This is a genomic window from Streptomyces graminofaciens, from assembly GCF_030294945.1.
GTDB classification, from domain to species: domain Bacteria; phylum Actinomycetota; class Actinomycetes; order Streptomycetales; family Streptomycetaceae; genus Streptomyces; species Streptomyces graminofaciens.
Map to the genome: position 1 here is coordinate 5,626,481 of NZ_AP018448.1, position 11,550 is coordinate 5,638,030.

The 11,550-nt window shown below is 70.6% G+C and carries 12 protein-coding genes; 10 read left to right on the top strand and 2 right to left on the bottom strand.

Features of this window, described 5'->3' with window-relative positions:
- Positions 1-72: 72 nt before the first annotated feature.
- Complete coding sequence (locus SGFS_RS24055) at positions 73-486, bottom strand: organic hydroperoxide resistance protein (protein ID WP_286253252.1); 414 nt, start codon at positions 484-486, stop codon at positions 73-75.
- Positions 487-614: 128 nt separating this feature from the next.
- Here SGFS_RS24055 and SGFS_RS24060 point away from each other — a divergent pair, with 128 nt between their 5' ends.
- The 10 genes from SGFS_RS24060 to SGFS_RS24105 all read left to right on the top strand — a co-directional run bounded on the left by SGFS_RS24060 (position 615) and on the right by SGFS_RS24105 (position 10,710).
- On the top strand, positions 615-1,136 hold the full coding sequence (locus tag SGFS_RS24060; RefSeq protein WP_286253254.1) for a MarR family winged helix-turn-helix transcriptional regulator: 522 nt from the start codon (positions 615-617) through the stop codon (positions 1,134-1,136).
- A 116-nt stretch (positions 1,137-1,252) separates the two neighbouring features.
- Positions 1,253-2,500: a glycosyltransferase 87 family protein gene (locus SGFS_RS24065; RefSeq protein ID WP_286253256.1), complete on the top strand. Its 1,248-nt coding sequence runs from the start codon at positions 1,253-1,255 to the stop codon at positions 2,498-2,500.
- A gap of 80 nt (positions 2,501-2,580) precedes the next feature.
- The gene (locus SGFS_RS24070) at positions 2,581-4,212 is read left to right on the top strand and encodes a glycosyltransferase family A protein (protein WP_286253259.1); all 1,632 of its coding nucleotides are present in this window, start codon (positions 2,581-2,583) and stop codon (positions 4,210-4,212) included.
- Positions 4,213-4,260: 48 nt separating this feature from the next.
- The gene (gene galE, locus SGFS_RS24075; protein ID WP_286253261.1) at positions 4,261-5,244 is read left to right on the top strand and encodes a UDP-glucose 4-epimerase GalE; all 984 of its coding nucleotides are present in this window, start codon (positions 4,261-4,263) and stop codon (positions 5,242-5,244) included.
- A gap of 186 nt (positions 5,245-5,430) precedes the next feature.
- Positions 5,431-5,868, top strand: a complete 438-nt coding sequence (locus SGFS_RS24080) for a DUF6507 family protein (protein WP_286253263.1) — start codon at positions 5,431-5,433, stop codon at positions 5,866-5,868.
- Entirely contained in the window at positions 5,865-8,402 is a 2,538-nt protein-coding gene (locus tag SGFS_RS24085) for a hypothetical protein (RefSeq protein WP_286253265.1), read from the top strand. The genes SGFS_RS24080 and SGFS_RS24085 overlap by 4 nt, the downstream gene beginning before the upstream one ends.
- Positions 8,399-8,770 carry a toxin-antitoxin system YwqK family antitoxin gene (locus SGFS_RS24090; RefSeq protein ID WP_286253267.1) on the top strand — a complete coding sequence of 124 codons (372 nt, stop codon included), beginning with the start codon at positions 8,399-8,401 and terminating at the stop codon, positions 8,768-8,770. Before SGFS_RS24085 ends, SGFS_RS24090 begins: the two co-directional genes overlap by 4 nt.
- Positions 8,767-9,144, top strand: coding sequence for a toxin-antitoxin system YwqK family antitoxin (locus tag SGFS_RS24095; RefSeq protein WP_286253268.1), 378 nt, complete (start codon positions 8,767-8,769; stop codon positions 9,142-9,144). Before SGFS_RS24090 ends, SGFS_RS24095 begins: the two co-directional genes overlap by 4 nt.
- A gap of 281 nt (positions 9,145-9,425) precedes the next feature.
- Positions 9,426-10,439: an ADP-ribosylglycohydrolase family protein gene (locus SGFS_RS24100; RefSeq protein WP_286253269.1), complete on the top strand. Its 1,014-nt coding sequence runs from the start codon at positions 9,426-9,428 to the stop codon at positions 10,437-10,439.
- The gene (locus SGFS_RS24105) at positions 10,420-10,710 is read left to right on the top strand and encodes a hypothetical protein (RefSeq protein ID WP_286253270.1); all 291 of its coding nucleotides are present in this window, start codon (positions 10,420-10,422) and stop codon (positions 10,708-10,710) included. Before SGFS_RS24100 ends, SGFS_RS24105 begins: the two co-directional genes overlap by 20 nt.
- 51 nt (positions 10,711-10,761) lie before the next feature.
- Here the strand turns inward: SGFS_RS24105 and SGFS_RS24110 are convergent, their stop codons facing one another.
- Positions 10,762-11,394, bottom strand: coding sequence for a TetR/AcrR family transcriptional regulator (locus SGFS_RS24110; protein WP_434027987.1), 633 nt, complete (start codon positions 11,392-11,394; stop codon positions 10,762-10,764).
- Positions 11,395-11,550: the final 156 nt, after the last annotated feature.

An 11,550-nucleotide genomic window follows, 5' to 3' on the forward strand; every position in this document is an offset into this window, starting at 1 on the left:
CGGGGCCGCACATACGGGACAGCCCCGCACCCCTGAAGAGCGAGGGGTGCGGGGCGTACGAAGCCGTCCGCCTTACTCGACGACCAGCTCCACCGGGATGTTGTTGCGGGTCGCGTTGGAGTACGGGCAGACCTGGTGGGCCTGCTCGACGAGCTTGCGGCCGGTGGCCTCGTCGACCGTGTCGGGGAGCTCGACGCGGAGCGTGACCTTGAGGGCGAAGCCCTCGCCCTGCTTGCCTATGCCGACCTCGGCGGTCACCGCGGCCTCGCTGACGTCGGTCTTCGCCGCGCGGCCGACGAGGCCGAGGGCGCTGGCGAAACAGGCCGCGTAACCGGCGGCGAAGAGCTGCTCCGGGTTGGTGCCCTGGCCGTTGCCGCCGAGCTCCACCGGGAGGGCCAGGTCGAGGTCCAGCTTGCCGTCGTTGGTGAAGGCGCGGCCCTCGCGGCCGTGGGTGGCGGTGGCGACAGCGGTGTACAGCGCGTCCATGGGGAACCATCCGTTTCACAGGTCATCTCACGTCCGGCGGTTCGGTCCGACCGCCGTTCACGGACTCAAGTAGAGCACACAATTCAATTGCCCACAACTAAATGGCGAACTCGCGCTACCCTGGAGTCATGACCACGAGCGCCGCCCACCCACCGGAGGAAGTGTCCGGGCAGATCCCCGGAGAGCTGTCCGCCGAGGACTTCCTCCGTCTCGACCGACAGATCTGCTTCTCCCTGCACGCCGCGTCGCGCGCCTTCAACGGCGTGTACCGCGTGGTCCTCAAGGAGCTGGAGCTCACGTACCCGCAGTACCTGGTGATGCTGGTGCTGTGGGAGCACGGCGAGCTGCCGGTGAAGAAGCTGGGCGAGCATCTGCGGCTCGACTCGGGCACGCTGTCGCCGCTGCTGAAGCGCCTGGAGGCCGCCGGTCTCGTTCGGCGTGAGCGCAGCACCCGCGACGAGCGGTCGGTGGAGGTGCGACTGACCCACGAGGGCACAACCCTGCGTGAGCGCGCGCTGGCCGTACCGCGCCGGATCGTCGCCGCGACCGGCTTCGACATCGACGAGATCCGCGAGCTGCGCACCCGTCTGGACCGCCTGACGGCCACGCTGGACTCGGCGGTACTGGACGAGCCCGCCGACCACGCCTAGGCGTTTCGCCGCCGGGCCCGCACAGCCGCTGCACGACCGTCCATCGTGGCCGTTTGATCGATATTGACGGCGTATCGCCACATTTATGGCTTTCACTCGCCTTACGATCCGCCGTGATGAGACCTCTCACCGCCGCCTGGCTCACCACCCGTGCCCTGATGCTGTGGCTGCTCGCGCACAATGACCTCGGTCCGCTCGGCGCGGGCGGGGTCGCGAGTGAGGTGCACCGGCTGTACGCGCGCTGGCACGACGTCCTGTCGACCGGCGCGTACCCCTCGGGCGACCGCCTCTGGCAGTACCCGCCGGGCGCGGGCCCGGTGCTGCTCGCGCCCGGGATGCTGCCGGGCCTGACGTACTTCGAGGCCTTCGTCGGCCTCACCCTCGCCACCGACGCGGTGATCACGATCGCCCTCACGCGCGCGGGACGGCGCCCGGGCCGCAGCCTCGCCGGAGCGGCCCTGTGGACCGGGGCCCTGCCCCTGCTGCTGTTCCTCCCCCTCGTGCGCTACGACGTGCAGGTCACCGCCTTCGCCGTCATCGCCCTGTTGACGTTTTCGCGCTCCACGCGTGCGTGCGGGGCGATCGCGGCGGTCGGCGCCCTGGTGAAGGTGTGGCCCGCGCTGGCGCTCATCGGCATCCCGAGGGGGCGTACGACCCGGCAGACATGGGCGGCGGCGGCCGTCACGGCGGCCGTGCTGCTGGGCGCGCTCACCGCGCTGTTCAGGGATCCGTTCGACTTTCTGCGGCAGCAGGGCGGGCGGGGTGTGCAGATCGAGTCGTTCGGCGGCACGCTGCTGGGACTCGCACGGCGGGCGGGCTGGCCGGGCGTCGTGCGCTACCGGTACGGCTCCATGGAGTTCGTCGGCCCGTACGTGTCGTCGGTGGCCGCCGCCTCGCTCGCGCTCACCGTTCTCGCCCTCGGCGCGCTCCTGCTGTGGCGGCTGCGGGCCCGCCGCTGGTCGCCGGCGACCCCGTACGACGCCGCGCTCGCCGCCGTACTGCTCTTCACCGTGACCAGCCGGGTGATCAGCCCCCAGTACATGGTGTGGCTGCTCGGCCTGGCCGCCGTGTCCCTGACCTCGCGGCACACCACCCAGCGCCCGGTGGCCGCGCTGCTCGTCGCGGCGACGGCGCTCAGCACGGTCGTCTACCCGTTCCTGTACGACGAGGTCGTCGCCTCCACCTGGACCGGCTGTCTGCTGATGCTCGCCCGCAACGGGCTGCTGGCGGCCGCGGCGGGCCTGTCGTTCGCCCGGCTGTGGCGGGCCACCACGACCGAACCCTCACCGAACTCCGACATTTCCGAACGGAACCCCGACGCGATTCCCACTATCTTCCCCACAGAACCACGAAGTCTCCTTTAACGGATTAAGCGAACTCAAACGGATTTACGAGACTGACAGAAAATAACCCCCATACCTCTCTCTTCGGCCCGAGGCGTCCAATGGATCTGGATCACCATCACGCACAGGCACACGCACACGCACACCCGCACGCACAGGTCGGCGTCGTCGTCATCGGGTTCGACGACGCCGCCCATGTCGTGGACGCGGTGCGTTCGGCACTCGCGCAGGGGTCCGCCGTGCGCGAGGTGATCGCGGTCGACGACGGCTCGACGGACGGCAGCGCGGAGCTGCTGGAACGGCTGGCCGCCGAGGAGCCGCGGCTGAGAGTGGTTCGGCGCCACACCAACAGCGGCGGCTGCGGCACCCCGCGCAACGACGGCCTGGACGCCGCCTCCGCCCCGTACGTGATGTTCCTGGACAGCGACGACCTGCTGCCGCCGGGTGCCGTGGACGCGCTGCTGGGCGCGGCCCTCGCGCAGGACGCGCCGGTCGCGTCCGGGCTGTGTCTGCGCCGGGAGCTGCCGTCGGGGCGCGAGACCCCCTGGCAGCCCGAGCTGTACGCGCGCCGGGCGCTCGTGGCCCGACCCGCGCGCCGGGTCCGGCTCGTGCACGACACCCTGTGCGTCAACAAGCTGTACCGCGCTGATTTCCTGCGCGCCCACGGCATCCGCTTCCCCGAGGGCCGCTTCCCGTACGAGGACTTCGTGTTCACCGCGCGCGTACTGGCCGCCGGCCCGCGCATCGCGCTCGTCCCCGACCCGGTGTACGTCTGGCACGTGCGCCGGGCGGCGACCCGGCTGTCCATCTCCCTCGACCGCTCCGGCATCGCCAACTGGCGGGCCCGGATCGAGGCCCACCGGCTGTCGTACGACATCCTGCTGGGCGCCGGCGAGAAGGGGCTCGCGCGGGCGACGCGCGCCCGCTTCCTCGACCACTCGCTGCGGATGTACGCGCGCGAGCTGGAGCTGCGGGAGGACGACTACCGGCGCGCGTGGTGGGGCGTCACGCGCAAGTACCTGGCGATGTTCGACGAGCCCGACTTCGTGCCGGCACCCGCCCCCGGGCGCGTCGTCGCCCGGGTCCTCCTCGCCTCCGAGGAACCACGCGACCTGGCCCGGATCAAGGAGATCGCGGCCCGCCCGGCCCGGCTGACCCCGCCGTACGCGCGCGCGGGCGACGGCACGCCGATCTGGTCGCCGGACCTGCCCGAGGTGGAGCTGGGCCACCTCCTCGTCCGGCCCGTGCACCTGCTGCCGGTCGCCGTCGACGCGGAACTGCGCCCCCGCGCGCGCGGGGCCTCGACCCTTCGGCTGCGTCTGCACGAGCTGTACGGGCGGATGGCGGACGCGGGCCCGGAGGCGGTGGAGGTGGAGTTCAGGCACCGGGAGGAGGGGCGGGCCGGGTTCGCCCGTACGGCGTCCTTGGTTGCCGACCCGGAGTTCGACACCTGGTCGGCCGAGGTCCCCGTGGACCTGGCGACGCTCGGCGACGGCACCTGGGACCTGAGGCTGCGGCTGCGCTTCAAGGACGGCACCCACCGGGACACCACCGCCCACGCGGTCGCCGGCCCAGGCCTGTTGCGCCGGAGCGCACTCCCGAGCGCGCGGCACGGCGTGCTCCTCGTACAGCCGTACGCGACCCATGCGGGCTCGCTCGCGCTGCGACTCGCGCCCGGTTGGCGAGGGTTGACCGATGTCGTACTCCGTCGTCTCAAACGCCTGCTTCACTGACGTCGCACATCACTTCGTCGGCGGGCCCTCACGAGAGGTTGGTCGCAGATGACCTGGTTGATCACCGGTGGTGCCGGTTACATCGGGGCGCATGTGGTGCGCGCGATGCTCGCCGCGGGCGAACAGGCCGTCGTCTACGACGACCTGTCCACGGGGATCGCCGAGCGGGTGCCCGACGGGGTGCCGTTGGTCGTGGGTTCCACGCTGGACGGCGAGGCGGTGGGGCGCGCGATCCGGGAGCACGGTGTCACGGGCGTCGTCCATCTCGCGGCGAAGAAACAGGTCGCCGAGTCCGTCGAACTGCCGCTGCACTACTACCGGGAGAACGTCGAGGGCCTGCGCGTCCTGCTGTCGGCGGTCACGGACGCCGGGGTCGCGTCGTTCGTGTTCTCGTCCTCCGCCGCCGTGTACGGCATGCCGGATGTCGACCTGGTGACCGAGGACACACCGTGCGTGCCGATCAACCCGTACGGCGAGACGAAGCTGGCCGGCGAGTGGCTGGTCCGGGCGACGGGCCGGGCGACCCCGGGCCTGTCCACGGCCTCCCTGCGCTACTTCAACGTGGCGGGCGCGGCAAGCCCCGAGCTGGCCGACGCCGGGGTCTTCAACCTCGTACCGATGGTCTTCGAGAAGCTCACCGAGGGCGCCGCCCCGCGCGTCTTCGGCGACGACTACGCGACCCCCGACGGCACGGGTGTGCGGGACTACATCCACGTGGTCGACCTGGCCGAGGCCCATGTGGCGACCGCGCGCCGGCTGCGCGAGGCACCCGGCACGGATCTCACGCTCAACATCGGGCGCGAGGAGGGCGTCTCGGTGCGCCGGATGATCGACCGGATCCACGCGATCAGCGGGTACGACATCGAGCCGGTGGTCGTCGGCCGGCGGCCCGGCGACCCCGCGCGGGTCGTCGCCTCGGCGGACCGCGTCGCGACGGAGCTGGGCTGGAAGGCCCGGTACGGGGTGGACGAGATGATCGCGTCGGCGTGGGCGGGCTGGGTCGCGGCCCATGGCGGCGGGCCCGGCCGGTGACCGGCACGTGACGGAGGCGTGACGGGATTTGCGTTGCGTCCGTAACGGACCGTTTGGTACGAAGAGTTGACTTGCGCGTCGCGCGGGAACCAATCGGTAGTGGTTGCGCGTGTGTAGTAGTGAAGCGACGTGCAGACGTACGAGTGACGCAGACGTATCCGACAGGCCGTTACGGGGGTAGCGACGATGCCGGCTTGGGACATCGATCCGATCGGCGTGCAGGCCACGCTCAAGTCCACGGGTGAAGCGGGTGGCGACCTGGAGAAGGCCGCCACCTCTCTGGTGACGAACGTGTCGAGCGCCGCCGAGTCGGCCGGTACGGCCGTGCCGGGCGGGCAGTTCAGCGGACCCATGATCGGCCCGGTCGCCGCCGGGACCCCGCGGGTGCCGGTGGGCCCGGTGGCCGCCGCGCTCAGCAAGTATCTGTCGGAGCGGCAGAAGAAGATCGCGTACATGGCGCAGCGGACCGTGGACTCGGTGACGGGCGCGGCCAACGCGACGAACGCGTATGTCACGGGCGACCTGGACATGGCCGCGAAGTCCCAGAGCAACGCACTCAAGGCGACGGTGGTGACGCCACCTCCGGGCGCGGACGGCAACGGCGGTCAGGGCGGCCCCAAGTGAGCGACGACATCCCCGTCATCCCGGAGGAGGTCCCCGAGTTCACCGGCAATCTGGAGCTGCTGGACCAGCACATCGCGGGCATCCGCGCGGCCGGGACCTCGCTGTCGGACGCCGGTTCGGCGATCAACACCCGCTTCGGCGGCCTCTCGGCGCACTACAAGGCACCGGAGGCGGACCAGCTGTTCGCGACGACCGCGCCGGTGGCGACCAAGGGCGCCGAGATGTCCACGGAGCTGGGGACCGTGGCGTCGGCGCTGGACACGTACGCGGCGGCGGTCGGCCCGCTGAAGGCGAAGTTCGCGGAGCTCCGCCAGGGCGCGATCGACTTCCGGAACAAGATCGCGGACGACGACGAGTGGCGCGCCGACGGTGACCTCGTCGAGGAGAACAACAACCGCCGCTCCGACATCAACGCGGCGTACGCGGCGTTCCAGGCCGCCGAGCGCGACTGCTACAACACGATCATCGGGCTGATCGGCGGCGAGAAGCTCGTCATCAACGACGGCTCGAACAAAGAGAACATGTACGGCTACCGGGGCGAGGACCTCGACAACGCCGGTGGTCTGCCCTGGGGCGACCCGGTCGAGGAGTCCAACCCCTGGTACTACATCCACGAGCACGTCTGGGACTTCGCGGTCGGCTTCGTCGTCGACGGCGTGTGGGGCACGATCCGAGGCCTCGGCACACTGGTCGGCGTGGACGGCTGGGACGCGGCGGGCCAGGCGTGGACGGGGCTCGGCAAGCTTCTGACCGGCGTGGCCATCATGGCCAACCCGGTGACGGCCGCCGCGTTCTGGCTGACCCCCGACGACAAGCTGCCCTCCTGGATCCGCGACTCGCGCACGGCGGTGGTGGAGACCGGCAAGGCGCTCATCGCGTACGACGAGTGGGGCAAGAACCCCGCGCGGGCGGCCGGGGCGGTGTCGTTCAACGTCCTGACGACGGTCTTCACGGGCGGCGCGGGCGGCGCGGTCTCCGGTGCCGGCAAGGCGGGCGCCATCGCGAAGGCGATCTCCTTCGCGGGCAAGGCGGGCAGGATCGTCGACCCGATGACGTACATCACCAAGGGCGTCGGCGCGACGGCGGTGAAGATCAGCGACGTCATGGCGAGCCTGCGCGGCATCACCGACGGCACGCACATCAAGCTCGGCGAGGGCACGTACCAGATCGCCGACGTGCCGAACATCGCCGACGAACTCCCGGCGGGGCTGACCCCCGAGAACAGCGTCCGCATGGAGACCCCCAAGGGCGAGGTCGTCTACCTCGACACCAAGACCCTGGTCATGCACAACGCGGACGGGTCGGTGCGGGAGTCCCTGGACGCCATCAAGCACGAGGGTACGGCGGCGGAGCGGGGTGTCGACGTCGGGGCACGGCAGCCTGATTTGGTGGGGGCCGGGGCCAGGGTTGGCGACGGCACCACGGCTGTGGGGCGGGTCGGGGACGACCTGGGCGGCACCACGCGCGTGGGTGACGACCTCGGTGGCACCGGGCGGGTCGGGGACGGCAACCTGCCTGGTGGGCGGGCGGACAACCTGCCTGGTGGGCGTGCCGACGACCTGGGCCGGGGGCCGGCCGCGAGCCATGAGGCGCCGACCGGTCCGCGGGACCTCTCTGGCACGCCCCCGCACGGCGACGGTCCCACGGTGAACGGTCATGCCGACGACAGCGCCCACCACGGCACAGGTCATGAGCCGGGCCCCGTCGGCCACGGCGACGACGGAGCCCGTCATGGCAGCGATGGCGATGGCCACGACCCGGGCCCGGGCAGTCACGGTGACGACGGCACGCCGCCGAGCGGCCAAGCCGACGGTGCTCACCACGGCGACCGGGACGTACGTGAACCGGGCGGCTCGATCGCGGAGGACGTCGCCCGCCGCGCCGCACCCCCCGTCGAGATCGTCCCGGGCCAGCCCCTGCCACCACCCGGCCCTGGCACGAAGATCCTCGGCCAGGTGCCGATGAGCCGCGTGGAGACGGTGGAGGTCAATGGCTACGAGGTGATCACCAAGGTCGATGGCAAAAACGTCGAGCATTTCCTCAAGGAGCTCGGACACCAGCGTGCCGCTTCCTACTTGGAGGCGAAGGAACTGGGGACGTTCCCCAGGAAGCAAACGGGGGCGTGCGCCGGTCCGGTCATGGACTTGCGGACGGGCTTGGTCGCCGAAGGAATCAACGGCAAGGCCACCAACATCATCCCGCCCGAGAAGGTCCACCCGACCATCGCGGCCCGATACGGCGAAATCGGCGATCCCCCGCCGGGGCCGGACCACCCCCTCGGGCACGCCGAGGTCAAGGCGGTCAACGAGCTGCTCCTGGAACGACAGAAACGAGGCCTTCCCGATGGCGAGGAAGCACTCGCCGACATGATCGCCTCTATCGAGTTCCCGTACCTGAACCACATGAAGACAGGGCTTCCCGTACGGCCCGCGGCGTTCTGCGTGAACTGTCACCATATGCTTCAGGGTGTGGACAGCCTGCACGGCAGGTTCACGGGCACCCCGCCGACCGACGACAATTGGATTCCGCAATGACTCCGGTAGCACGAATCGATATCGACGACCCCGAGGTCGATATGGATTACGGACAACGTCTGCTGTACCGGGGGCAGCCCTTCACCGGAGAGGTCGAAGAGCGCTCGGGCGGTGTTGTCATCAGCCTGGACTCCTACGTCGACGGCGTGCAGGACGGCCCCAGCCGCGAGTGGTACAAGGACGGCACACTTCGCTCCGAGGCGACGGTACGCCAGGGACGGCCGGTCGGAATCGCCAGAGAATGGCACCCCGACGGCACACTCGCCTCGGAACAAGTATTCGCCGAGAACGGCCTGACCATGTTGCAGGACTTTCACTGGGACGAGAACGGGCAGCCCACCAAGACCTGGCGCAAAGACGCCGAGTGACACTTCCGCGCATCGGCGCCGAAGACCTCGAGGTGGATTTCGACGACGGAGAGCGCCTCTTCTACCAGGGAGAGCTGTTCACCGGTGAGGTCGTCGAATACCAGGGCAGCGCGCTGGTCGGCCTGGAAACATATCGGGACGGAATTACGGACGGCCCGGTAAAGCAATGGTTCGAGGACGGGACCCTGCGAGCCGAAGGAAACATGCGCATGGGATTTCCGGTCGGGGAATCCCGGAGATGGCACCCCAACGGCACACTCGCGGCAAAGCGGATCACCACCGAGGACGGCCATCGACCGCTCGCGGAACTCGAGTGGGACGAGAACGGTCAGCAGACCCGCTCCTGGTACGCACCGGGAGCGCGGCAGGAGTAGCGGGTACGCAGGGGTCGGGACCGTGCGAGGCGTTCGAAGGAGCCTGGATGTTCCACAGCGCCTCTGCCGTCGCCGCACGAACGCCGACCCGGTCACGGGTCTCCTCCCGGACGACCTCGACGTCCTGGACAAGCAGACGCAGTGGAAGCGGACACCTCAGGAGCGGCCGTGACGACTCGTATCGACATCGACGACCCCGAGGTCGACATGGACTACGGACAGCGTCTCCTGTACCGGGGCGAGTTGTTCAGGTCCCCCCTGAAGCGAAGCATCAACGCACGATGACCGCCCTCGGCGCGATCCTCGGCTCCGCCGTCGGCGACGCCCTCGGCGCCCCCTTCGAGTTCGGCCCCGAAGGGGCGTTCTCCGCCCGCTTCCCGCAGCCCGGGCACGGCGGTGAGATGTGCGGAGGCGGCGGCTGGGACCCTGGCGAGGCCACCGACGACACGCAGATGGCCGTGCTCGTCGGGGAGTCGCTCGTCGAACGCGGCGGGCTCGAACTGCCCGACGTCTTCCGGCGATTCCAACGCTGGGCCGCCTCCTCCCCCAAGGACATCGGCCTCCAGACCGAGGACGTCCTCACCAACGGCGAACCCTGGGACCTCGCCGCCGCCCTCCACTTCCAGGTCAACCTCCGCGCCGCGGGCAACGGCGCGTTGATGCGGGCGACGACCTCCGCCGTGTACTTCGCGCCGGACGGGCGGGACGCCACCATGGACGCCGGGCGGCGGCTGTCCGCGCTCACGCACGGGGACGCTGCCGCGTGGGAGGGTACGGCCGTCTTCCACGAGCTGGTGCGGGTCGCGCTGGACGGGGGCGATCCGATCGCCGCCCTCCCCGGCACCCTGGACGCCGTACGGGACGATCACCGCGCCCGGTACGCCGTCGTCCTCGCCCCGGACTGGCACCCGGACGACGCCACCGAGTTCAACGGCGCCGTCTGGCCCTGCCTCGGCTCCGCCGTGTGGGCGCTGCGCACGACGGACTCGTACGAGGGCGCCGTACGGGCCGCCATCGACCTCGGCGGCGACACGGACACCGTCGCCGCGGTGACCGGCGGGCTCGCGGGGGCCGTGTACGGCGCCGACGCGATCCCGGAGCGGTGGCTGGAGCCGCTGCACATCCCCCTGCCGGGGTTCGCGGACCGGTTGCTGCGCGCCGCCGAACTCTCAGACCTCGCCCAGCGGCTGACTCGCCGAGCCGCGTCAACGCCACCGCACGACAGGCCAGTTGACGATTTCTCGGGCGCGTACTCGGCTGATTATGATCTTGGCCATGACCGTGCAGAACTCTGACAAGACGCTTTCCCGCAAGCAGCGGCTTCAGGAGAAGCAGCGCCGCCAGTTGGCGGTCGTCGACACCGTGGACAAGGCCGAGGTCAAGGTCCGCAAGGCGGAGGCCGAACTGGCCGTGGCCGTCACGGAGGCGGTGCAGGTGTTCGGCAACGAGCAGTCCGCGTCCGAGGCGCTCGACATGTCGGTCGAAGCGATCCGGCGCTTCCTCCGCCTGGCGCAGGACGGAGCGGCCGCCGCCAACGACGTCGCCGAAGCCGCCGCCAAACCCTGATCTCGGCGTTCGACCGGCGACAGCCCCCGGGCGCCCAACGGCCCAACAGCCCTAGAGCGCCCGCAACCCCGCCGCCGTAGCCCTGGTCAGACTCGCCAGATACCCCTTCGGCAGCTTCGGCGACCGCACCACCACCGCGCGCCAGTACAGCGGCCCGAACATCACGTCCAGGGCCAGGTCCTCGTCCACGCCCTCCCGGACCTCGCCGCGCGCCACCGCCGCCGCCACGATGCCCGTCGCCACGCTCTGCTGGCCCTCCCGCAACGCCTTCTGCATGGCCTCGGCGATCTCGGGATTGCGGGCGGCCTCCGCCTGAAGGTCGGGGATGATCTGGCCCGCCACCGGGTGGCGCAGGGCGCGGGACGTGACCTCGTACAGCAGCCTGAGGTCCCCTTCCAAGGAACCCGTGTCCGGCGCCGGCAGGCCCTGTACCGCCACCGCCGACACCAGGTCCAGGACCAGGTGCAGCTTGGAACGCCACCGGCGGTACACCGCCGTCTTGCCGACACCCGCACGCCGCGCGATGCCCTCGATGGACATCCGGGCGTAGCCCACGGCCGCCAGTTCCTCGAAGACCGCCGCCCGGATCGCCTCGGTCACGTCCTCGCGCAGCACGGCCGCCCCGGCGGGGGCCCTGCGGCGCGGCGGAGTGCTGTCCACCCGGGCGTCGGCGTTCGTCGTCATACCGCCCAGCATAGGCCGTTACGACGAAACGGTTGCGTTCCGACGTTCGATCGGCTTACGCTCACGTTGCGACGATACGGTCCCGTCCCGACGTAAGAGCAAGTCAAGAGCGACGCAAAGACGTCGATGGACTCGATGGCGTCGGAGACATCGCGA